Annotated in this window: 16 protein-coding genes and 2 pseudogenes; 9 read left to right on the forward strand and 9 right to left on the reverse strand. The window is 72.3% G+C overall.

What is annotated here, in order from left to right; translation table 11 throughout:
• Nucleotides 1–21: 21 nt before the first annotated feature.
• Nucleotides 22–705: a GDSL-type esterase/lipase family protein gene (locus tag P8T65_RS25915; RefSeq protein ID WP_215456294.1), complete on the reverse strand. Its 684-nt coding sequence runs from the start codon at nt 703–705 to the stop codon at nt 22–24.
• A 338-nt stretch (nt 706–1,043) separates the two neighbouring features.
• On the opposite strand from P8T65_RS25915, the gene P8T65_RS25920 reads away from it, so the two are divergent.
• Complete coding sequence (locus P8T65_RS25920) at nt 1,044–2,084, forward strand: WD40 repeat domain-containing protein (protein WP_316727645.1); 1,041 nt, start codon at nt 1,044–1,046, stop codon at nt 2,082–2,084.
• A 383-nt stretch (nt 2,085–2,467) separates the two neighbouring features.
• Here the strand turns inward: P8T65_RS25920 and P8T65_RS25925 are convergent, their stop codons facing one another.
• Entirely contained in the window at nt 2,468–3,445 is a 978-nt protein-coding gene (locus P8T65_RS25925; RefSeq protein ID WP_316727646.1) for a TetR/AcrR family transcriptional regulator, read from the reverse strand.
• 98 nt (nt 3,446–3,543) lie between these two features.
• Between P8T65_RS25925 and P8T65_RS25930 the strand changes: the two genes are divergently transcribed.
• The 5 genes and pseudogenes from P8T65_RS25930 (at nt 3,544) to P8T65_RS25950 (ending at nt 8,745) form a co-directional block, all read left to right on the forward strand.
• A complete protein-coding gene (locus P8T65_RS25930) occupies nt 3,544–4,524 on the forward strand; it encodes an ATP-binding cassette domain-containing protein (protein ID WP_316727647.1) in 981 nt (326 codons plus the stop codon).
• Entirely contained in the window at nt 4,521–5,396 is an 876-nt protein-coding gene (locus P8T65_RS25935; protein ID WP_316727648.1) for an ABC transporter permease, read from the forward strand. The genes P8T65_RS25930 and P8T65_RS25935 overlap by 4 nt, the downstream gene beginning before the upstream one ends.
• 219 nt (nt 5,397–5,615) lie before the next feature.
• A pseudogene (locus tag P8T65_RS47380) lies at nt 5,616–5,893 on the forward strand (cellulose binding domain-containing protein); the annotation flags it as partial.
• Between the two features lie 119 nt (nt 5,894–6,012).
• Complete coding sequence (locus tag P8T65_RS25945; protein WP_316727650.1) at nt 6,013–6,789, forward strand: DeoR/GlpR family DNA-binding transcription regulator; 777 nt, start codon at nt 6,013–6,015, stop codon at nt 6,787–6,789.
• A gap of 333 nt (nt 6,790–7,122) precedes the next feature.
• Nucleotides 7,123–8,745 carry an alpha/beta hydrolase gene (locus tag P8T65_RS25950; RefSeq protein WP_316731716.1) on the forward strand — a complete coding sequence of 541 codons (1,623 nt, stop codon included), beginning with the start codon at nt 7,123–7,125 and terminating at the stop codon, nt 8,743–8,745.
• A gap of 118 nt (nt 8,746–8,863) precedes the next feature.
• Here the strand turns inward: P8T65_RS25950 and serC are convergent, their stop codons facing one another.
• From serC to P8T65_RS25975, 5 genes and pseudogenes are all read right to left on the reverse strand, one after another.
• Nucleotides 8,864–9,982 (reverse strand): phosphoserine transaminase, encoded by a 1,119-nt coding sequence (serC, locus tag P8T65_RS25955; RefSeq protein ID WP_316727651.1) that lies wholly within the window; start codon nt 9,980–9,982, stop codon nt 8,864–8,866.
• Between the two features lie 311 nt (nt 9,983–10,293).
• Nucleotides 10,294–11,556 carry a cytochrome P450 gene (locus tag P8T65_RS25960; protein WP_316727652.1) on the reverse strand — a complete coding sequence of 421 codons (1,263 nt, stop codon included), beginning with the start codon at nt 11,554–11,556 and terminating at the stop codon, nt 10,294–10,296.
• The gene (locus P8T65_RS25965) at nt 11,537–11,884 is read right to left on the reverse strand and encodes a DUF742 domain-containing protein (protein WP_184892633.1); all 348 of its coding nucleotides are present in this window, start codon (nt 11,882–11,884) and stop codon (nt 11,537–11,539) included. The genes P8T65_RS25960 and P8T65_RS25965 overlap by 20 nt, the downstream gene beginning before the upstream one ends.
• 128 nt (nt 11,885–12,012) lie before the next feature.
• A pseudogene (locus P8T65_RS25970) lies at nt 12,013–12,414 on the reverse strand (roadblock/LC7 domain-containing protein); the annotation flags it as partial.
• The gene (locus P8T65_RS25975) at nt 12,411–15,218 is read right to left on the reverse strand and encodes an ATP-binding protein (protein ID WP_316727653.1); all 2,808 of its coding nucleotides are present in this window, start codon (nt 15,216–15,218) and stop codon (nt 12,411–12,413) included. The pseudogene P8T65_RS25970 and the gene P8T65_RS25975, both read right to left, overlap by 4 nt.
• A gap of 389 nt (nt 15,219–15,607) precedes the next feature.
• Between P8T65_RS25975 and P8T65_RS25980 the strand changes: the two genes are divergently transcribed.
• Nucleotides 15,608–18,733 (forward strand): FAD-binding and (Fe-S)-binding domain-containing protein, encoded by a 3,126-nt coding sequence (locus P8T65_RS25980; RefSeq protein ID WP_399100211.1) that lies wholly within the window; start codon nt 15,608–15,610, stop codon nt 18,731–18,733.
• A 21-nt stretch (nt 18,734–18,754) separates the two neighbouring features.
• On the opposite strand, the gene P8T65_RS25985 is transcribed toward P8T65_RS25980, so the two are convergent.
• Together P8T65_RS25985 and P8T65_RS25990 are read right to left on the reverse strand one after the other, a co-directional pair.
• Nucleotides 18,755–19,123 carry a DUF952 domain-containing protein gene (locus tag P8T65_RS25985; protein ID WP_316727654.1) on the reverse strand — a complete coding sequence of 123 codons (369 nt, stop codon included), beginning with the start codon at nt 19,121–19,123 and terminating at the stop codon, nt 18,755–18,757.
• A 245-nt stretch (nt 19,124–19,368) separates the two neighbouring features.
• Nucleotides 19,369–20,304 (reverse strand): EamA family transporter, encoded by a 936-nt coding sequence (locus P8T65_RS25990; protein WP_316731718.1) that lies wholly within the window; start codon nt 20,302–20,304, stop codon nt 19,369–19,371.
• 244 nt (nt 20,305–20,548) lie between these two features.
• Here P8T65_RS25990 and P8T65_RS25995 point away from each other — a divergent pair, with 244 nt between their 5' ends.
• Together P8T65_RS25995 and P8T65_RS26000 are read left to right on the forward strand one after the other, a co-directional pair.
• Entirely contained in the window at nt 20,549–21,346 is a 798-nt protein-coding gene (locus tag P8T65_RS25995; RefSeq protein ID WP_316727655.1) for a TIGR03084 family metal-binding protein, read from the forward strand.
• Nucleotides 21,347–21,405: 59 nt separating this feature from the next.
• On the forward strand, nt 21,406–23,043 hold the full coding sequence (locus P8T65_RS26000; protein WP_399103212.1) for an acyclic terpene utilization AtuA family protein: 1,638 nt from the start codon (nt 21,406–21,408) through the stop codon (nt 23,041–23,043).
• The last annotated feature ends 68 nt before the right edge of the window (nt 23,044–23,111 follow it).

The raw sequence follows: 23,111 nt of genomic DNA on the forward strand, positions 1-23,111 counted from the left end.
CGGAAGAAAGGGGCACGGAGGCTACGCCTGCTCGTAAGGGCCTCCGAGCCCCCACGCCTCGTGCATCGCGTTCGCGAAGGTCGCCGCCAGCTTGTGTTCGCCGGAGGCGTTGGGGTGGGTGCCGTCGTAGGTGTCCCAGTGGATGTCGTACGACGGGGGCGGGGAGGCCAGCAGGAGGGGGGAGCGGGGTTCGTCGAGGTCGGCGGCCGTCTTGGCGAGGAGTTCGTTGAAGCGGGTGACCTGGGCGGCGAAGGGGGCGTCGGACTCGGCGCGGATGTTCGGGGTGACCGGCAGGAGGACCATACGGATGTGCGGGGCGGCCTCGCGGGCGGCCTCGACGAAGCGGCGGGTGTTCTCGGCGGTCTGCTCGGCGTTGGTGTAGAAGCCCAGGTCGATCAGGCCGAGGGAGACGAGGAGGACGTCGGCGCGGTGGGTGCGGACCGCGTCGGCGATCAGCGGGGCCATGTGGAGCCAGCCCTCGCCCCAGCCCGCGAGATGTGCGCGGGGGAAACGCGGGTCGGTGTCGGCGTACTCGTACGACGTCGGGGCGTCCGTCGCCTTGTCGTAGAGCGTCTCGCGCGGCCCGACGATCTTGAAGGGGCCGTCGTACGTCGCGCGCAGGTGCTGCCAGAGCCGGAAGCGCCATGTGTGTTCGCCCGCGCTGCCGATCGTCATGGAGTCGCCTACGGGCATGAACCTGAGCATCCGCTCATCATGAACGATCGCTACCGGGCGGTAGGGGGTGGGCGGCCGACGGGGGCTGTGAATCTGACCACGTGATGGGTCGTGGCTCGGATTTCGGGATCGGCGGGGGCGCGGAGGGTTCGGCAGGTGCGGGTGCGGTGGGGGCTTCTCGCGCAGTTCCCCGCGCCCCTTGAGGGCCTGCGGCCCTCCCGGGCGAAGAGCAGGGGCGCAGCCCCGCTTTTCAGGGGCGCGGGGAACTGCGCGACCAGCCCCCACCGCACCCGCACCCGAACGACTCGCCAGCCCCCCACCGCGCTCCCCCACCCCACCCAGCGGAGCGAGATGGCAGGCTTGGCCCCATGCGCCGTCGCCCCCTCAACCGCCCCCGCCCCCTCCGCCGGTTCCGCGCGGCCCGCACAGGCTTCGCCGGTCTCGCAGCGATCCTGCTCGCCGCTCTCACGGCCACGCCCGCTCTCGCCGACGACGACGGGTTCACGATGCAGGACTCGCGGATCACCGAGTCGAGCGGTCTCGCCGCGTCCCGGCAGCACCCGGGGGTCTACTGGACCCACAACGACAGCGACGACGGCGCGTTCCTGTACGCGGTCGACAGCAAGACGGGCGAGACGGTCGCCACGGTCACCCTGACGGGCGTCGGCACCCCGAGGGACGTCGAGGCGATCTCGATGGGCCCCGGCAACAAGCTGTACGTCGGCGACATCGGCGACAACCTCGGCGGCACCTGGGCGTATGTGTGGATCTACGAGCTGCCGGAGCCGAAGGAGCTGAAGGACCAGACGCTCAAGGCGACGCAGTACGTCGTGAAGTACGAGGACGGGGCGCGGGACGCGGAGGCGCTGATGGTGCATCCGAAGACCGGGCGGGTGTACATCGCCGACAAGAACGAGGCGGGCGGATCGCTGTACGAGGGGCCCGCGGAGCTGTCCGCGTCCGGCACCAACGTGTTCAAGAAGGTCGCGTCCGTCCCGGACCTGGAGGTCACCGACGGCGCGTTCTCGCCGGACGGCAAGCAGCTCGCCCTGCGCGCGTACTTCGGCGGCATCCTCTACGACTGGAACGGCGGCAAGATCAAGAAGGCCGAGCGGCTGAGCGTGCCGCTGCAGCGGCAGGGGGAGTCGGTGACCTTCCGCACCGACGGCTCGAAGATCATGTACGGCAGTGAGGGGTCCGGCAGCTCCGTCGTGGCGCGGGAGGTGCCCGGCGGCGGCTCCGGGAGCGGCGGCTCCGGGTCGTCCTCCTCCGACGGGGACGGTTCCGGTACGGCGCAGGCGGACGGCGAGGGCACGAGCTCGAACGTCAAGGTCGGCGCACTGGCCGTGGCCGGCGCGGTGGTCGTCGTATGGGGCTTCCGCCGCCTCCTACGCCGCCCATCCGCCTGACCTACCCTGACCCACCCGACCTCCCTCGACCGGCCTCCAGATCCGCGGCCTTCGCGCCGCCGGTTTCGTTCGTGTCCGTCGGGCGGGCGGGCGGCGAGCGGGAGTCCGGTGCGCAGGACGCCCCCCGGGCGGGGGACGAGGCGGCGATCAGCCGCGCGCCGCCGTCGGGGGAGGGAAGCCGGACCGGGTCCGCACCCGTTCGCGTGGCCTGTCTCGGTGTTCGGCATCCGGCATCCGCCATCCGCGTGGCCCGTCTCGGTGTCTCCGACATCCGCCCCGGTCTCCGCTCCGTGACCTTCGCGCTTTCGGCCTTCCCTCTCTCGGCTTCCGCCTCTCAGGCCTTCGCGCCCCGACCTCCGCGCCCCGACCTCCGCGCCCGCCGACTAGGACCCTCCAACTCCCGCCCCACCAACTCCCGCACCCCCGGCTTCCGTGCCTCCGGCCCCCGCGCCCTCCGCTTCCACCCCGGCCCCCGCGCCCTCCGCTCCCGCGCCCTGCGGGCGCTCGCGGCGTCTGTTCACGAATACCTCCAGCCCGTCCAGCATGCGTTGCAGGCCGAATTCGAAGTGGTCGAAGTCCGAGCCGAACGAGTCCTCGGAGAGGCCGGCCAGGAGCGGGTAGCGGCCGGAGCGCATGAGTTCTTCGAGGACGGGCGCCTGGGCCTGCCAGAACTCCGTGTCGGTGAGGCCGGTGCGGTGTTCCGCCTCCTCCGCGTAGAGCTGCGTACGGGCCGCGCCGACGACATAGCCGTCCACGGCGACGATCGCGGAGATCAGTTCGGGGTCGGTCAGCCCCATGGACTTGATGCGGGAGAGCACCTTCTCCATCCCGTCCAGCGCGCTCGGCCCGAGAACGGGGCGGGACTGGTTCACCTGGAGCAGCCACGGGTGGCGCCGGTAGAGGGCCAGGGTGGCGCGCCCCATGGCCTCCAGGGCGGAGCGCCAGCCGCCGTCGCCGAGGTCGGTGGGGTTCTCGGAGGGCCGCTGGACGCGGTCGAGCATCAGGTCCAGCAGTTCGCCCTTGCCGGGGAGGTAGCGGTACAGGGACATGGTCCCGGTGCCGAGTTCGGTCGCGACCCGGCGCATCGAGAGGGCGTGCAGCCCCTCCGTGTCGGCGACCCGGACCGCCGCCTCCACGATCCGCTCCAGGGTGAGCCCCGGCTTGGGCCCGCGACTCGGGCGAGGGCCGGTGTCCCAGAGCAGTTGCTGGGTGCGGACGATGTCACCGCTGCCGCTGGTCTCCGTACCGACGGTGGTGCTGCCTGCCGTACCGCCCGCCGTACCGCCCCCCGCCGTGCCTGTCGTACCGCGCGCCCCAGCACCTGCCGCGCCGCCCGCCGTAGCGCTCTTGCCCCTTGTCATGAGCCCGAGTTTAGGTGCTCGCGAAAAACTGGGTACGTCGTACGCGAAATCGGGTACAGTGTACCCAGTTCTTGACGGAAGTCTGTTGAGGGGGACTCATGAGTGACGGGTACGCGGTCCGGGCCGAGGGTCTGGAGAAGCGGTACGGGGAGAAACGCGCGCTGGACGGCTTCGACCTCACCGTCCGTGAAGGCACGGTGCACGGCCTCCTCGGCCCGAACGGCGCGGGCAAGACCACCGCCGCACGCATCCTCTCCACGCTGCTGCGCCTGGACGGCGGCCGGGCGACGGTGGCCGGCCTCGACGTGGCCCGGCGCCCGCGCGAGGTGCGGGCCCGTATCGGACTGACGGGGCAGTACGCCGCCGTGGACGAGGTGTTGACGGGCCGTCAGAACCTGGAGATGTTCGGGCGGCTGTTCCACCTCGGCGGGAAGCGGGCGAAGCAGCGCGCGGTCGAGCTGCTCGACCGGTTCGACCTCACCGACGCGGCCGACCTGGGCGTCGGCAAGTACAGCGGCGGCATGCGGCGCCGACTCGACCTCGCCGCCTCGATGATCCTCGCCCCGTCCGTCCTCTTCCTCGACGAGCCGACGACCGGCCTCGACCCGCGCAGCCGGGGCGAAGTCTGGGAATCCGTAAGGGCGTTGGTGGCGAGCGGTACGACCGTGCTGCTCACCACGCAGTATCTGGAGGAGGCCGACCGGCTGGCCTCACGCATCACCGTCATCGACCAGGGGCGGGCCATCGCGGACGACACCCCGGACGGGCTGAAGAGCGCGGTCGGCGGCGACCGCATCGAGGTCGTCGTCGCCGAGCGCGCCGACATCCCGCGCGCGGTGAAGGTCGTCGCCCGCGTCTCGGACGGCGAGCCGGAGTCGGACGACACGGAGTTGCGGGTCCACGCGCCCGTGACCGACCGCGTCTCGGCCCTCACCGAGGTGGCCCGCACCCTTCAGGACGAGGGCGTGAGGGTCGAGGACATCGGCCTGCGCAGGCCCAGCCTGGACGACGTGTTCCTGCGCCTGACGGGCCACCGCACGGAGAAGACCGACGAGAACGGCAAGGGGGCCGCCGCATGACCACCGTCGATCCGAACGCCACCGCCAGTACCGCCACCGCCAGTACCGTCGCCACGAGCGCCGTCGACCTGGACGTGTCGAGCGGGCACGGCCGTACGTACTGGGTGCTGGCCGACGTCTGGAACATCGTCCGTCGTGGCCTGACCCACTACCGGCGCCAACCGGTCAACATCGCCTGGCAGTTGGGCTTCCCGATCCTCTCCGTCCTGCTCTACGGCTATGTCTTCGGCAGCGCCATGCAGGTGCCGGGTGGCGGGGACTACGGGGACTTCCTGATGCCGGGGATGTTCGTGATGACGATGGCCTTCGGGTTCATCAACACGGCGACGCTGGTGGTCTACGACGCCACCAAGGGGGTCATCGACCGGTTCCGCTCCATGCCGATGGCGCCGTCGGCAGTGGTGGCGGGGCGGGGGATCACCGATCTCCTCGTCGCCTGTGCCGAGTTGGCCATCATGATGCTGACCGCCCTCGCGATGGGCTGGCGCCCGGACACGGGCCTCGGCTTCCTGGCCGCCTTCGGTCTGCTGCTCTGGCTGCGCTTCGCGCTCATCTGGATCGGCGTCTGGCTGGGACTGCTGGTCCCCAACCCGGAGGCGGCGGGAGGTCTCTTCGCGGTCGCGTTCCCGCTGACCATGATCTCCAGCATCCTCGTCGCCCCGCAGCTCATGCCCGACTGGCTGGGCTGGATCGCCGCCTGGAACCCGATCTCCTCCACGGCCGCCGCGACCCGCGACCTGTTCGGCACGCCGGTCGTCGGCGACTCCTGGATCGAACAGAACGCGCTGCTGATGGCCGGGGTGTGGCCGGTGGTGCTCACGCTGATCTTCCTGCCGCTGGCGGTACGGAGGTTCCAGAAGCTGAGCCGGTGACATACGGCCCCTGGGACGTGGGAACTCGGGGGCGCGCGCGGGGGCCACGAGGGGCCGCAGGGGGCCCGAGGGCACCGTCAGGGGCGTCCGGCGTATCAGGTGACGCCGGACGCCTTGACGTGTTCATGCGCTCTGTCTTCCATGGGGGGTGCCGGTGGTGGGAGCTCTTCCACCCTGTTCCGGCCCCGCGCCGCGCCTCCGCCGGTCTGGGTCGGCGAGAAGGATGGATACCTGACGAGCATCAAGGCGCCGGGCTTCCCGCCGGGCGGGGCCTCGACCCCGGCGACCCGGAGGACCCCGGTGACCCCTGGAGCTGACCCGGCTCCCAGCGGGTGACGACCATGTGGAATGCCTCGTACACCCAGACCGGCGCCGTGCTCACCGCCACCAACGCCGCCCACAACGGGTCGTTCGCCCCAGGCGGTTCGGCGACCCTCGGCTTCGAGGGCACGCCCGGAGGCGGGGGTGGGCCGGGTGTGAGCTGCACGGCGGCGTGAGCTGAGCGATGGGGGGGGGAGGGGCGGCCCGGTGGTCCCGGGTGCACCCGGTGGCGTACATCAACTACGGTCGGAAGGCGGCGGGTTGGTTTCTGCGGCTGCCTGTAGTGTCCTGTCGTGTGCTGGCTGAACGACGACACCGACTCATCCTGCGGGCCCTGCGTTCCGGCGGTACGGCTTCCGTGACCGGTCTCGCCGAGCAGCTGGGGTCCAGCGCGGCGACGATTCGCCGGGATCTGCTGAAGCTGGAGGCGGACGGGCTGCTCACCCGGGTTCACGGCGGGGCGGTCGTCGATGATCGGCCGACGCCGTTCGACGAGGCCGCCGAGGTGCTGGTGGCGGAGAAGGACGCCATCGCCGCCCGGGCCGCCGCCCTGATCGAGGACGGTCAGTCGGTCATCCTGGACAGCGGGACGACGGTGCACCGGCTCGCCCTTCAGCTGCGTGGGCGTCGGCTCACCGTGATCACCAACAACCTCGCCGTGTACGACGAACTCGTCGACGACGAGGCCGTCGACCTGATGCTGCTCGGGGGCATGGTCATCCGTGAGTCACGCATGCTGGACGGGTTCATGGCCGAGGACAACCTTCGTCAAGTCCATGCCGACTGGCTGTTCATGGGCGCCTGTGGCGTCCGCCCCGGGGGCCAGGTCATGGACACCACCGTGGCCGAGGTGCCCGCCCGGCGGGCCATGATCGCGGCCGGGGACAAGGTCGTCCTGCTGGCCGACCGGAGCAAGTTCCCCGGCGACGGCATGGTGAAGATCTGCGGCCCCGAGGATCTGGACGCGCTTGTCACCAACGCACTGGAGGGAGACGCGACCTGCGCGGCCCTGCGGGAGGCCGGTGTGGACGTGATCCGGGCGCGGGCGGCGTCCCCGGAGCGGGCGGAGTAGGCGGAGTAGGCGGGCGGGGCGGGAGCACGCCGCGCTCGCGACAGCCTTGGAGCCCAGTGTCGTCGTTCTCGCAGTGCCGCATGCCTCGGGCGTCGATGCCTTTCACCATGACCATGCTGCTCATGGTCCTCGCTCACCTCACCGTCCTTGCTCACCTGTGTCCCGGATGGCTTCAAGTGCCCCATTCTGTGAGGTTCTTGAGTGGATCCAATGGATCAATTCGGTCAAGTCTTCGTCTAATGCGTGCGTGTGTGGGGTGCTCTTCAGGAAACATGCGGCACGGGCCGCGTACCTCGCGGACCTGAACCCCCCTCATCGTTCTGAGAGATGTCTATGAGAAGAAGCGCAGCCGTGTTGAGCGGTGCCATCGTGGTTCTGGCCGGGACGGTCAGTGCCGTCCCCGCCAACGCCAGTGGGGCGTCCGCCGCGAGCAACACCGTCCAGGCCGCCGCCGCGAAGGTCGCCTGGAAGAAGTGCGCCACGGACAACTACCCGACGCTGCAGTGCGCGTCGGTGAAGGTGCCGCTCGACTACGCGAAGCCGAGCGGGAAGAAGATCACCCTGGCGCTGTCCCGGGTGCCGCACACCTCCAAGACGTACCAGGGCCCGCTGCTGGTCAACCCGGGAGGCCCCGGCGGCAGCGGTCTGACCCTGGCCGGATTCGTCGCCTCCGCGCTGCCGAAGAAGGTCGCGGCGCAGTACGACGTCATCGGCTTCGACCCGCGTGGCGTGGGCGCCAGCAAGCCCGCCCTGAACTGCAAGCCCGGGTACTTCGACCCGGTGCGCCCGGACTCCGTGCCCAGCACCGCCGCGATAGAGAAGGCGAACGTCAAGCGGGCCAAAGACTTCGCCAAGGCCTGCGGCACGAAGCACAAGGACGTCCTGCCGTACATCAACACGATCAGCGCCGTGAAGGATCTGGACTCGATCCGCAAGGCCCTCGGCGCCAAGAAGATCAACTACTTCGGCTACTCGTACGGCACCTACCTCGGCGCGGTCTACGCCAAGCTGTACCCGACGCGGGTGCGGCGCCTGGTCCTCGACTCGATCGTCGACCCGACGGGTGTCTGGTACCGGGACAACCTCGACCAGGACTACGCCTTCGACAAGCGGCACAAGGCGTTCATGAAGTGGGTCGCCAAGCACAACGCCACCTACAAGCTCGGCACCGACGCGAAGAAGATCGAGGCGAAGTGGTACGCCATGCGCGCCGCACTCGCCAAGAAGCCGGTCGGCGGCTCGGTGAAGGTGGGCGCCTCCGAGCTGGAGGACACCTTCCTCCCCGGCGGCTACTACAACGGCTACTGGCCGTTCCTCGCCGAGGCGTTCGCCGCCTACGTCGGCGACAAGAACTCCGACCCGCTGGTCGAGGCGTACCAGAACTTCGCGGCCGTCGACTCCTCCGGTGACAACGGCTACAGCGTCTACACCTCGGTCCAGTGCCGTGACGCCGCCTGGCCACGCGACTGGAAGAAGTGGACCAAGGACAACTGGGCGGTCTACAAGAAGGCCCCGTTCATGACCTGGAACAACGCCTGGTACAACGCGCCGTGCGCGTTCTGGCCGACCAAGTCGCTGAAGCCGGTGAACGTCGCCAACTCCAAGATCCCGCCGGCGCTGCTGTTCCAGGCGACGGACGACGCGGCCACCCCGTACCAGGGCGGTGTCACCGTCCACAAGCTGCTCAAGAACTCCAGCCTGGTCGTCGAGCAGGGTGGCGGCAACCACGGCATCACGCTGAGCGGCAACAGCTGCCTCGACAAGTACCTGGCGACCTACCTCACCAACGGCAAGGTGCCGCGGGGCAAGGGTGCGGCCGACGCCACCTGCAAGAAGCTGCCCGACCCGAAGCCGATGGCCGCGCAGGAGGCTTCCGCCCGGTCGACGCTGAGCACGCAGGGGCCGGCCGCGACCAGCGGTGAGACCCTGCACGGCATCCTCGGCTTCCGCGGCTGAGCGTCACCGTCACGCTGAAGAACTGAAGAACTGAAGAACACGAAGGGGCCCGGCAGCACGTGCTGCCGGGCCCCTTCGGCGTCGTACGGGAGTGATCCTCGTACGGGAGCGGTCGGGGTCAGAGCTTCTCGATCACATAGTCGACGCACTTGGTGAGGGCCTCGACGTCCGCCGGGTCGATCGCCGGGAACATGGCGACGCGGAGCTGGTTGCGGCCGAGCTTGCGGTACGGCTCGGTGTCGACGATGCCGTTGGCGCGCAGGACCTTGGCGACGGCGGCGGCGTCGATCTCGTCGGAGAAGTCGATCGTGCCGATGACCTGGGACCGCTTGGCCGGGTCGGTGACGAAGGGGCTCGCGTACTTGCTCTCCTCCGCCCAGGTGTACAGCCGGGTCGAGGAGTCCTTCGTACGGGCCGTGGACCAGCTCAGACCGCCCTGGCCGTTGATCCACTCCAGCTGCTGGTTGAGCAGGAAGAGGGTGGCGAGGGCCGGGGTGTTGTACGTCTGGTTCTTGCGGGAGTTGTCGATCGCCGTCGGGAGGCTGAAGAACTCCGGGATGTGGCGGCCGGAGGCGTGGATCCGCTCGGCGCGCTCGATGGCGGCCGGGGAGAAGACGCCGATCCAGAGGCCGCCGTCGGAGGCGAAGGACTTCTGCGGGGCGAAGTAGTAGACGTCGGTCTCGGTGATGTCGACGGGCAGGCCGCCGGCGCCGGAGGTGGCGTCGACCAGGACGAGGGCGCCGTCGTCGGCGCCGGCCACGCGGTTGAGCGGGGCGGCGACACCGGTGGAGGTCTCGTTGTGCGTGAAGGCGTAGACGTCGACGCCGGCCTCGGCGGTCGGCTCCGGGTGCGTGCCGGGGTCGGAGGAGACGACCGTGGGCTCGGCGAGCCAGGGGGCGAGCTTCGAGGCCTTGGCGAACTTCGAGCTGAACTCGCCGAAGGTCAGGTGCTGGCTCTTGTTCTCGATCAGGCCGTGGGTCGCGACGTCCCAGAACGCCGTGGAGCCGCCGTTGCCGAGGACGACCTCGTAGCCCTCGGGGAGGGAGAACAGCTCGCTGATGCCCGCGCGGACCTGGCCGACCAGGTTCTTCACCGGGGCCTGGCGGTGGGAGGTGCCGAGCAGGGAGGTACCGGTCGCGGCCAGGGCGTCCAGCGCCTCCGTCCGCACCTTGGAGGGGCCCGCGCCGAAACGTCCGTCGGCGGGCTTGATGTCAGCGGGGATCTGGATATCAGCCACGCCGCGAGCCTATCGGCTCGGGGAAACCCGGGCGAAACATCGTCCGTCGGGTGAGACGGGGTGGGGTGCGCTGTGCAGCTCGGGTGTTCGGGTGCGTTGTCGGCTGCGGGTGGTTGGGGGGGTGCTCGCGCAGTTCCCCGCGCCCCTGAACGGGCCGCAGGCCACGACGGGCCTCGGCCCCTTCGGGCCGGAAGGGCAGGGGCGCGGGGAACTGCGCGAGCACCCCCCACCGGACGGACGCTGGGGGTCAAAGGGGCGCAGCCCCTTGAGGATGGGACGGGTAGGGGCGGCGGGGGCGAAGAACCCCGGACTCACACCCCACGCGCCGGCCCCGGTGAGAACCGCACCGGCAACTCCACCAACCCCCGCAGCCACGGCGAAGGACGGCGGGTCAGGGATTCGGGTGGGGCCGCCAGGTCCAGATCCGGGAGGCGGTCCAGGAGGACCTCGATGCCCGTTCGGGCGATGACCTCGGCCGTCTCCTGGGCCGGGAACGGACAGCGGTGCTCGCCGTGGCCGAACGAGAAGTGCGCGTTGTTCCCACCGGTCAGCGCGGCGCCGTGCGTGCGGACACGCGGGTCGGCGTTGGCCCCCTGCAGCCCCAGCAGCACCAGATCACCCGCACGGAGGACACGACCGCCGAGACGGGTGTCCCGGGTGGTCCAGCGCCCCGCCGCGTTCTGGATGGGCGCGTCCTCCCACAGCACCTCGTTCATGGCCTCGGCCACACTGCTGCGCCCCCCGAAGAGCGACGCCGCGAAACGGTCGTCCGTCAGCATCAGACGCAGCGAGTTCCCGATCCAGTCGGCCGTCGGCTGGTGCCCCACCGCCAGCATCACCATCACATCGTGCGTGACCTCTTCCACCGTCACCCCGTACGCACGCGCGTTCGCCAGGAGCCGCGACACCACGTCGTCCCCGGGCCGCTGCCGGCGCTCCGCCACCAGCCGGGCCATCGCCGTCCGCAGGTACCGCTCGGCCGCCACCGCCCGGTCCTGCCCGTCGAGGATGTCGTTCAGCGCCGCCACCAACCCGGGCGCGTGCTCCTCCCGGAATCCGAACAGGAACGCCAGCACCCGCGCGGGCAGCGGCGCCGCGAACTGTCCCACCAGATCCGCCGCGCCCACCCCGCACACCACGTCGATCAACTCGTCGGCGAAACGCTCGACATGACCGCGCAGCTCCAGCGGCTCGACCGCCTCCAGCGCCTCCTCGATCAGCGCGGCGCGCTGCCGGTGCCGCTCACCGACCGTGCCCAGGACCGACGGCTGCTCCGGGCTGATCACGGGCAGCAGCGGCCAGTCCGCCGGGATGCCCGGCCACTGGTTCCACAGGTCGGAGTCACGGCTGAACAGCTCCGGATCGCTCGTCACCTGGTGCAGTTCGCGGTAGCCCAGCACCAGCCACGCCGGTACGCCCCCGTCCAGCAGCACGGGCACGACCTCCCCGTGCTCCCGCCGCAACTCCTGGTACAGGGCGGTTGGTTCGCCCCGGAAACGCGCACCGAAGAGGGGCACGGGCGGCGACGGCGGTACGGAGTGGCCGTCGCCGTTCTCAGAGGTTGCGAAGTCCAACTAGCACCTGCTCCAGAATGTCCGGATCAACCAGGGTGGCGTGGTTCGGATGCCGGGCGCTGACCCGGCCCGCCGTGAGGAGGTCGGAGAGCAGCACCTTGGTGATGCTCACCGGCAGCCGCAGTTCGGCGGCGATCTCCACCACCGCCGTCGGACGCTCCGTCAGCCGCAGGATCGTCACGTGTTCCGACTGCATGCCCGGGATCGGCTGGCTCTCCGCGACCACCAGCGTCACCAGGTCCAGCGGCGCTCCGGGCGCGGAGCGGCTGCGACCCCCGGTGAGCGTGTACAGCCGGTCGGGCAGGTCGTCCCTGCCGGGCCGGCTCATGACGTACGGGGCGCCAGAGCCATGGCCGTGACCACGGTCGTCGTCGTACCCGCTTGACCAGTGGCGCTCGCCGTACCGGTCGTGCTCGCCGTACCGGTCGGGTCATCGGCAGCCGCGCTCGTCGGGTGGCGGGGCCGCGCGCTCAGGTGCTCGCCCAGCTGTTCGACCAGCTCGCTCATGTTGTGCCCGACGAGCCCGGCCTCCGCCTCCTCGTCCGTCACCACGGCCAGATGCGCGCCCTCGCCCGCCTCCACGATGAACAGGACTCCGCCGTAGAACTCCGCCATCGCCGACCGCACGCCCCCGCTGCCGTCGCCGAACTGGATGGACGCCCCGTGGGACAGCGACTGGATGCCGGCGGCGATCGCGGCCAGTTGGTCGGCCTGGTCGACGGAGAGCTCGGGCGTACGGCACAGTTTCAGGCCGTCCCGGGAGAGGACGAGCGCGTGCCGGGCGCCCGGAGTGCGTTCCAGCAAACCCTCCATGAGCCAGGTGAGCCTGTCGTCGGCGGTGGAGCCGGTGCCGGTCATGGGGTGTGGTCGCCTTCCAGGTGGGGGTGCGTGTGGGGGGCGGGGGTGTGGGGCGGCGGCTCTTCGACCGGGGCGAGAGCCAGCTCCGGGGCCGCGGCCAAGTCCGGGTCCGGGGCCGGTGCAGGGCTTGGGTCCGGTGCGGGGTTCGGATCCGTGTACGGGGCGGACTTCGCGTACGGGGACGACGCCGTGTACGGAGCCGGGGATGCGTAAGGGGCAGGCTCCGCGTACGAGGGTGAGTCCGGGTACGGCTCCGGGTGCGCGTACGGCTCCTGGTGGGCGTACGCGGACGGGGCCGGGTCCGCGACCGAGCCCGTGTCCAGGTTCAGGTCCGGGGTGGGCGCGGTGGCCTGCTCCGGGGCGGGGCGGGTGTCCAGGACGGGCTCCCAGGCCGGCTCCCGTACCGGATCGAGTTCCCACTTCGCCTCCTGCGCGGGATCCGGCGCCCAGGGAAGCTCGGCGGCGGCCTCCGCCTCCCAGGCGGCCTGCTTCGCCGCCTCCGACTGCCACGCGAGCCCCTTCGCGGGCTCGGGCTCCCAACCGGGCTCCGGCACGGGACCGGGTGCCCAGGCCGTCTCCTCCACGGATTCGGGCTCGGCATCGGGCCGCGGTTCCCACGCGGTTCCCCCTACGACACCCCACTGGGGCTCCCGCACGGGCTCCAACTCCGGCTGCCGCGCCTCGCCTTGGTCCATGGCCTCGGCCTCGGCGGGCGGAGCGGCGTCCCGTACGGGTTCCAGGGCGGCCTCCGGCGCGACCGGCCCGGCAGGGGCCGCGGGGGGCACGTATCGGTCGACGGCGGCGGACGGGTCGGCGTACCGTTCGACGGCGGTGGACGGGTCCGGTGGTGTCGACGGGACCGGCGTCCCCGTGGAGCTCTCGTCCCCCGAGGCCGTCCCCTGGACGAACGCCTGGTCCAGCCCGCCCGTGCCGCGCACCGCGCGGCGGAAGCTGCTGAAGCGGACCGCGCCGGTGCCCGCGTCCTCGGCGGGCCGGGATACGCGCTCCGAACGGGCCTGCGCGTCGGCGGCCTGCGCCCTGGTGTGTGCCTCCGCCTCCGCGAGTGACTGGCCGCGCCGACGCCGGGGGAGGGCGTCGGAAGGGGTGGGGGAGGCGGTCTCGCCCGGGGTGGTCGGAGAGCCGGGCTCGGCGTCGTGCCGCGTGTCGGGCTCGGCGGCGTACGCACCGGCGTACCCGGAGTCGAAGGCCGGGTCGCCCGAGCCGAATTCGCTGCTGAACGACGAGGTGAAGGGGGAGGCGAACGAGGACGTGTGGGGCGCGCCGTACGCCGGAGAGCCGAACGGCGCGTCAGCCGGAGCGTCAGCCGGCGTGCCCGTCGCCGTGCCCCCCGGCGGCGTCGAAGGCGCCCGGCGGTAGCCGGACAGGGAGTCGATCAGGGCGTCGGCGACGGGGTCGGAGGTCGGCGGGGCCGGAGCCTCCGGCGGGAACTCGTGCGTGGGCGTGGGCTCGGCGTCCAGGTCGTGCGGGGCGCGTACGCCCGCGTACGGCGGCGGAACAGGCGCCGCCCCCGCGAGGGGCGCCGACGCGGGAGGGGCGGGCGTGGCCGACCCCGCCGACTGGAACCCTGTCGCGGGCGATGCCGTCGTGGGCGATGCCGTCGTGGGGACCGTGCTGGCCAGGACGTCCTGCGGGATGAGCATCAGCACACCCGTGCCGCCGCGCGCGGACGGCCGGAAGGAGATCTTCAGCCCGTGCTTGCGGGCGAGCCGGCCGACGACGGCGAGGCCGAGACGCGTGCCGGAAAGAGTCGTGAGGTCGGCCGTCTCGCCCGACACGGCGCGTTCGGCGCGCCGGAGCTGGACGTCGCTCATGACCAGCCCGGAGTCCTCGACGGAGATGATCGCCCCGGCCGGGACCTCCTCGACGTACACATGGACCTCGGCGGTCGGCGGCGAGAAGTTGGCCGCGTTGTCGAGGAGTTCGGCGAGTGCGTGCATGACGCCCTCGGCGGCGTGGCCGGCGACGGCGGCCTCGCTGGAGGAGTGCAGCCGCACCCGACGGTAGGCGCCGATCCGGCCCATCGCGCCCCGCAGGATCGACTCCATCGGGATCGGCCGTGCCCATCGGCGGCCCGAGCGGGCGCCCGCGAGGACGGCCACGGAGTCGGCGAGGCGACCCGCCTGGGCGGTGCGGTGGTCGAGGTGGAGGAGGTCGGCGAGGACGTCCTCGTCGGCGTGACGTTCCTCCATGGCCCGCAGGTCGGCGAGGGTGCCGGTGGCGAGGGCCTGCATCCGGCCCGCCACGTTGGCGGTCACGGCGAGCAGGGCGGTGCGCTCGGACTCGGCCCGCTCGGCGCGTTCGGCGAGCAGGGACCGCTCCTGGGTGGTCTCCTCCGCCGTACGGTCCCGTTCGTCGGACAGCCGTTCGCGTTCGCGCTCGGCCTCCGTGGTCAGCCGTACCCGTTCCCGGGCGAACTCGGCCGCGATCCGTGCCCGTTCCTGCACGAACTCCTCAGTCAACCGGCCGCGTTCCTGGGTGTGCTCCTCGGCCATTCTGGCCCGTTCCTGGAGCAGCAGACCCGTGTCCCGGGAGACCGCGTCCAGCCGCAGGCGCAGCAGCCGTACCGACACGCGCGCGTGAACGGTGACGGCGACGGTCAGCGTCAGCAGCAGCGCGGCCGCGCCCCCGCCGACCGCGAGGGCCGTGCGTACGTCCGGCGGCGCCGGTGCGACGACCGCGCCCACGGCGGTCGCGGAGAGCAGGGCGGTCACCAGGGGTAACGGAAGGACTGAGCGCAGGGCGGGGCGTTCGCCCGGCGGGCGTGGGGGGCTGGGCGCGGTCATCGGCGGGTGTCCTCGGTCGGTTCTGAACTCGGTAACGCAGTCGGCTCCTGGAGGCGGTAACTCGGTCGGTCCCTGAACGAGAAGCGACGTCTGGTGCTCAGTTTGTGCTCAGGCAGTGCTTGAACGGCTTGATCGGGATCGGTCAGTGCTTGATCGGCACCTGATCAGCACTTGATCGGCACCTGATGGAGCTTGGTCAGTGCTCGATTCGATGCCCAATTGGGCGTCACTATATGGGAGTTCGTGACGGCAGTTGGCCGGTTTCAGGTTGGCTCTCCGGAATCAAGCCAACGTTCCCGGTGTGCGGCGCGCCGCCTGTCCACAGGCCGGACCGTCACTCCACGGCCACGTCGTCGTCACTGTCAGTGGTCGGGTGCATCCTGGGACGCATGACGGACATCGGGGGTGCGACGGGCCGCGGTGCCGCCCGGGCGCGCGACGCGGCAGGTGACGCGGACGCGGCGGAGCTGAGGGGCGCGCTGCGGTCCGCGCTGCGGGCGGCGGGCGTGCGCGGCGAGACCGCGTTCGACGCGACCGCACGCGCGCTGACGACGATGGACGCGTCCAACTACCGCCGGGTGCCGCTGGGCGTGGTCGCGCCCCGGGACGCGGACGACGTGGCGGCCGTTCTGTCCGTCTGCCGCGCACACGGCGTGCCGGTCGTCGCGCGCGGCGGTGGCACATCGATCGCCGGGCAGGCCACGGGCACCGGCGTCGTCCTGGACTTCACCCGCCATCTGAACCGGCTGGTCTCCCTCGACCCCGAGGCGCGCACGGCGGTCGTCCAGCCCGGCCTCGTCCTGGACCGCCTCCAGGAGGCCGCCGCCCCGCACGGCCTCCGCTTCGGACCCGATCCCTCCACCCACAGCCGCTGCACCCTCGGCGGCATGATCGGCAACAACTCCTGCGGCTCGCACTCGGTCGCCTGGGGCACGACGGCGGACAGCGTGCGTGAGCTGTCGGTCCTCACGGGGAGCGGCGACGCACGCAGACTGGCCCAGGGCTGGTCCGGCGCCCCGGACGGCCTCCGCCCGCTGGTGGAGCGGGAGTTGGCCCGCCTGCGCACCGGCTTCCCCGACCTCCCGCGCCGGATCTCCGGGTACGCCCTCGACGCCCTTCTCCCGGAGAACGGCGCGGACGTGGCCCGCTCCTTCTGCGGCTCCGAGGGCACGCTCGGAGTGGTCACGGAAGCGGTCGTACGGCTCGTCGAGGCGCCCCGCGCGCGTGCCCTCGCCGTCCTGGCGTACGCCGACGAGAGCGCCGCCGCCGAGGCGGCCCCCGGGCTGCTGCCGCTCGGCCCGCTGACGGTGGAGGGGATGGCGGCCGACCTGGTCCCCCCGGGGGCGAGCGGCCTCCCGGCGGGCGGGGCCTGGCTGTTCGTGGAGACGGGCGGCGACACACCCGCCGAGGCGCGGGCCCGCGCCGACGCCCTGGTCCGCGCGGCCGACGCCGCCGACGCGCGCGTGGTCACGGACCCCGCCGCGCAGCGCGCGCTCTGGCGCGTCCGCGAGGACGCGAGCGGCACGGCCACCCGGATGCCCGACGGCACCGAGGCCTGGCCGGGCTGGGAGGACTGCGCGGTGCCACCGGCCCGGCTCGGCGCGTACCTGCGGGACTTCCGGGGCCTGCTGCGTGCCCACGCCCTGCGCGGCACGCCCTACGGCCACTTCGGCGACGGCTGCATCCACGTCCGCATCGACTTCGACCTCCTGACCCCGGCGGGCGTCGGCCGCTTCCGCCGCTTCTCCGAGGAACTGGCCGAACTGGTCACCTCGCACGGCGGCTCCCTCTCCGGCGAACACGGCGACGGCCAGGCCCGCGCGGAACTCCTGCCGACGATGTACGGCGCCGAGATGGTCCGGCTGTTCGAGCAGGTGAAGGGCGTCTGGGACCCCGACGACCTCCTGAACCCCGGCATGCTCGTCCGCCCCGCACCCCTCGACACCAACCTCCGCTTCGCGGTCCTCCCGCGCACACCCGTGCCGGTGGAGTTCGCCTACCCGGACGACGGCGGCGACTTCTCGGCGGCGGTACGACGCTGTGTGGGCGTCGCGAAGTGCCGTACGGCCGAGGTGAGTCCGGCGTCCGGAGCCGTCATGTGCCCCTCCTTCCGCGCCACCGGGGAGGAGGAGCACTCCACCCGGGGCCGGGCCCGCCTCCTGCACGAGATGCTGGCCGGCGAGGTGGTCACCGACGGCTGGCGCTCGCCCGAGGTGCGGGACGCCCTCGACCTCTGCCTCTCCTGCAAGGGCTGCCGCTCCGACTGCCCGGTCGGCGTCGACATGGCCACGTACAAGGCGGAGTTCCTCCACCACCACTACGCGGGCCGCCCTCGCCCGGCGTCCCACTATGCGATGGGGTGGCTGCCGCTGTGGCTCCGCCTGGTGGCCCGTACGCGCACGGCAGGACTCGTCGGCTTCCTCGCCGGGGTACGCCCTCTCGCCGCACTCGCCAAGCGGCTGGGCGGGATCGCGGGGGAGCGGGAGCTGCCGCGGCCCGCGAGGGTGCCGTTCACCCGGTGGTACCACCGGATGCTGAAGGAGGAGGCGCGGCGGGAGGAGGCGGCGACCGCGGCGCAGGCGCCCACGACCGTGCTGCTGTGGACGGACACCTTCACGGAGTACCTCTCGCCGTCCGTCGGGCAGGCGGCGCTGAAGGTGCTGGAGGCGGCCGGGCTCCATGTGATCGTGCCGCCGACACTGTGGATGAAGCGGAAACCCGCCTGGGCGCGGAGGCCGGAGGCGGGTGAGGAGGTCGCCCTCACCCAACCGCGCCTCACCCGGACTCCGTTCGCGATGCGGACGGGCCGGGTCTGCTGCGGGCTGACGTACATCTCGACGGGCCAGCTCGACCGGGCCCGCGCGGTGCTGCGCCGCACGCTCGACATCCTCGACGTCTTCCTGAGCCCGATCCCGCAACGGCTGCTGGACGAAGACCCGGACCTCACCCCACCGCACCTCCCCGTCGTCGTCCTCGAACCGAGCTGCGCGGCGACGCTCCGCTCCGACCTGCCCGAACTCCTCCCCGACGACCCCCGGGCCCACAAGCTCGCCGCCTCGGTCATCACCTTCGCGGAGGCGCTCGAACGCCACGCCCCGCACTGGACCCCACCCGCCGTCGACCGCCCGGTCGTCGGCCAGACCCACTGTCACCAGCACGCGGTACTGGGCGACGCCCCCGACCGCCGCCTCCGCGCGGCCGCCGGACTCACCGGCGCCCTCAGCGGCGGCTGCTGCGGCCTCGCCGGCAACTTCGGCTTCGAGAAGGGCCACTACGACGTCTCGGTGGCCTGCGCCGAGGAGCAACTCCTCCCGGCGGTACGGGACGCGCCCGACGACGCGCTGGTCCTGGCGGACGGCTTCTCCTGCCGGACGCAGCTGGAGCAGCTGGCGGGGAGAAGGGGGCTGCACCTGGCGGAGGTACTGGCGGAGGGTCTGAGGGAGGAGGAGCGGGCAGCGAACAGAGGGCCCGATAGCGACAGAGGGCCCGACGGCGGCAGAGGGACGGTGATGTGAGCGCGGACGGGCCGGCAGACCTCAGGCGCCCTGACGCTCCCCCAGCCCCACCGCTCGGCCATCCTCGTCCCACCGGATCTCCAGGATCCGTACGACGGCGTCACGGTCGAGGGGCCCGAACACATGGGGGAACAGGACGTCCTCGCCGACACCCGGCGGCGGGGCGGGGGCGGCGGCCTCGAACTCCACCCGGGCGGTGAGCCGTTCCTCGTCGAGGACGAGCACGTGCAGCGGCCTGGGCGCGTCCCGGTAGAAGGCGTTGACGACGGCCAGCGTGGTCGCCTCGTCCGGCGAACAGTGCACGAAACCGTCCGCCGGGAGCGAGTCGGGGGCGTACGGCTGGTCGGGCCGGGCGGTCCAGACGTCCAGGGATACGACGTGGTAGATCACAGGCCGGTTATACAGCAGCGAGCGACAAGCCCGCCGTGGGCTCGACCTTGATCGGTTCGATGGCCACACCTAATCACCGGCCCCTCGCCGCCGGTGTCCTGGCAGTCGATCGTCCCGGCGGACAACTCGATGTGCGGCACCCGTACCCCCGTCGGTCAGGTCTCCCGCCCACGGACGGGCGGGGATCCCCCTCACGTTAGGGAGACGGGTGGGTCAGGCCAAGACATGGGCCGCCAGACAGCGGCTCACCCCGGCACCTCCGCCCTCTCCCGCCCCGCCTTCCCCCGCCCCACCTGTGTCCGTACCGCCCCCATGCTCGCTCCGATGACCAGGGCGATCGCGAGGGCCTCGACGGTGGTGAGGGCCTGGTCGAGGATGAGGAAACCGGCGGTGGCGGCGATCGCGGGCTCCAGGCTCATGAGGATCGCGAAGGTGGGGGCGGGCAGCCGGCGCAGGGCGAGGAGTTCGAGGGTGTAGGGCAGGACGGAGGAGAGCACGGCGACGGCGGCGCCCAGGGCGAGTGTCGTCGGATCGAGGAGTCTGGCCCCTGATTCGACGATCCCCAGCGGCAGGAACAGCACCGCCGCGACGCCCATGGCCAACGCCAGCCCGTCGGCCTGCGGGAACCGCCGACCCGTACGCGCGCTGAAGACGATGTACAGGGCCCACGCCGACCCGGCGGCGAGGGCGAGGGCGAAGGCGATGCCGAGCGGGTCGAGGCCGCCGACGCCTCCGCCTCCCCCGAGCAGGAAGACGCCGCAGAGGGCCAGCCCGGCCCACACCACGTTCACCGCCCGCCGGGACGCGAGGACCGAGAGCGCCAGCGGGCCGAGCACCTCCAGGGTGACGGCGAGGCCGAGGGGGATACGGGCGAGGGCCTGGTAGAAGAGGCCGTTCATCGCGGCCATGGTGACGCCGAAGACGATCACGGTCCCCCAGTCGGTCCGAGAGTGCCCGCGCAGCCGGGGGCGGCAGATCACCAGCATCACCAGCGCGGCCACCGCGAGCCGCAGCGTCACCACCCCGAGCGCCCCGGCGCGCGGCATCAGCGTCACCGCGAGCGCCCCGCCGAACTGCACCGATATCCCCCCGGCCAGCACGAGCCCCACGGGTCCGAGGGAGCCCAGACCGCGCGCGGGGCGGGAGCCGCCGGAGCCGGAGCCGGAGCCGGAGCCGGGCACGGGCACGGGCACGGGGTCGGTCGAGGGTGCGGCCGCGGCGACGGGCGCGGACTGTTCAGCACGGGGGAGTGTCACGTCGTTCAGTATGGAGGACTTGACAGTGCAAGGCAATGGACTAAGTCAGGCATGTAGTCGCTATCACCCCTTACCTTGATAGCTTCGATACCGGGCCACGGCCCCGAATTCGCCCCGCAAAAATGCAAGCACGCTTGCTTGTTTCTTCGGTCGCTGCCATGCTCCCCCCATGGCCGACCCCACGCCCGTGATTGACGATCTCCGTGCCGAGAGTCAGGAACTCGACCTGCTCGTGGCCGAGTTGAGCCCGGAGCGGTGGGCGCTCACAACGCCCGCGCCCGGCTGGACCGTCGCCCACCAGATCGCCCACCTCGCCTGGACGGACCACTCCTCCGTGCTGGCGGTGACCGACCAGGCCGCCTTCGCCCGCGAGGTCGAGAGCGCGCTGACCGCGCCCGGCGACTTCGTGGACCGGGGTGCCGAGGACGGCGCCGACAAGGCGCCCGCGGAACTGCTCGCGGACTGGCGGGCCGGCCGCGAGGCCCTGGAGGCCGCCCTGCGCGCGGCACCCGAGGGCGCGCGGTTCCCCTGGTACGGCCCGCCCATGTCCACCGCCTCCATGGCGACCGCCCGCCTCATGGAGACCTGGGCCCACGGTCTCGACGTCGCCGACGCGCTGGGCGTCCCCCGGATCAGCCCCGGCGACCGCCTCCGGCACATCGTCCGACTCGGCATCCGCACCCGCGACTTCGCCTTCGGCGTGCACGGGCTGACCCCGCCCTTCGAGGAGTTCCGCGTCGAACTCACCAGTCCTGACGGCGAGTTGTGGGCGTACGGCCCCGAGGACGCCACCGACCGTGTCAGCGGTCCCGCCCTCGACCTCTGCCTCCTGGTCACCCAGCGCGCCCATCGCGCCGACCTCGCCCTCCACGCCGAGGGCTCCGACGCCGACCGCTGGCTGGACATCGCCCAGGCCTTCGCGGGCCCGCCGGGCACCGGGCGCGCCGCGAAGGAAGCCACCCCGTGACGGCGGCGGCCCTCCGCATAGGCAACGCCTCCGGCTTCTACGGCGACCGCTTCGACGCCATGCGCGAGATGCTCACCGGCGGCGAACTCGACGTCCTCACCGGCGACTACCTGGCCGAGCTGACCATGCTCATCCTCGGCCGTGACCGCCTGAAGGACCCCACGGCCGGGTACGCCCGCACATTCCTGCGCCAACTGGAGGAGTGCCTGGGGCTCGCGCACGAGCGCGGCGTGCGGATCGTCGCCAACGCCGGTGGCCTCAATCCCGCCGGACTCGCCGACGCCGTACGGGAGTTGGCGGGCCGGCTCGGCATCCCCGTCCGGGTCGCGCACGTCGAGGGCGACGATCTGACCACCGACCACTCCGGCACCCTCGCCGCCCACGCCTACCTCGGCGGCTTCGGCATCGCCGCCTGTCTGCGGGAGGGCGCCGACGTCGTGGTCACCGGCCGGGTCACGGACGCGGCCCTGGTGACCGGGCCCGCCGCCGCGCACTTCGGCTGGGGGCCGGGGGAGTACGACCGCCTCGCGGGCGCCGTCGTCGCCGGACACATCCTGGAGTGCGGGGCGCAGGCGACCGGCGGCAACTACGCGTTCTTCCACGAGTCCACCCCGGCCGCCCTTCGCCACCCCGGCTTCCCCCTCGCCGAACTCCACGCCGACGGCATGGCCGTGATCACCAAACACCCCGGCACCGGCGGTCTCGTCGACGTCGGCACGGTCACCGCGCAGCTCCTCTACGAGACGGGCGGTGCCCGGTACGCGGGCCCCGACGTCACCGCCCGCCTCGACACGATCACCCTCACCCAGGACGGCCCCGACCGGGTCCGTGTCCACGGCGTACGCGGCGAGGCCCCGCCCCCGACCCTCAAGGTCGGCCTCAACCGGCTCGGCGGCTTCCGCAACGAGGTCACCTTCGTCCTGACCGGCCTGGAGATCGAACGCAAGGCCGCCCTCGTCCGCGATCAGCTGGAGACCGCGATCGCCGCCGCCAAGTCCCGTCCCGCGCACGTGGACTGGGAGCTGTCCCGCACCGACCGGCCCGACGCCCGTACCGAGGAGACCGCCAGCGCCCTCCTCCGGCTCGTCGTCCGCGACCCCGACCAGAACACCGTCGGCCGGGCCCTCAGCGGGGCCGCCGTGGAGCTGGCCCTCGCGAGCTACCCCGGCTTCCACGTCCTGGCACCGCCCGGAAAGGGCGCACCCTACGGTGTGTTCGAGGCGGCTCACGTCGGCCAGGACACGGTCGAGCACCTCGCCGTCCTCCATGACGGCCGCCGGGTCCCCGTGCCCCCGGCCGGCGACCACCTCGTCCTGCGGCCCGTCGACGAGCCGCCGCTCCCGGAGCCGCTGCCGCAAGGGCTCCCCACCCGCCGCGCACCCCTCGGCCTCGTCGTCGGGGCCCGCAGCGGGGACAAGGGCGGCAACGCCAACATCGGCCTCTGGGCCCGCACGGACGACGCGTGGCGGTGGCTGGCCCACACCCTCACCACCGACCGGCTCCGCGCGCTCCTCCCGGAGACGGCCGACCTGCCGGTCACCAGGCACACGCTGCCGAACCTGCGCGCCCTCAACTTCGAGATCGCCGGCATCCTCGGCGAGGGCGTCGCCTCGCAGGCCCGCTTCGACCCCCAGGCCAAGGCCCTCGGCGAATGGCTCCGCTCCCGCCACCTGGACATCCCGGAGGCCCTGCTGTGAACGCCCGTCACTTGGGCCTCCCGGAGGGCTCTCCGGCGACCGCCCGCCACCTGGACGTCCGGAAGGGC

It is taken from the genome of Streptomyces sp. 11x1, from assembly GCF_032598905.1.
In the GTDB taxonomy this organism is placed as follows: Bacteria; Actinomycetota; Actinomycetes; order Streptomycetales; family Streptomycetaceae; genus Streptomyces.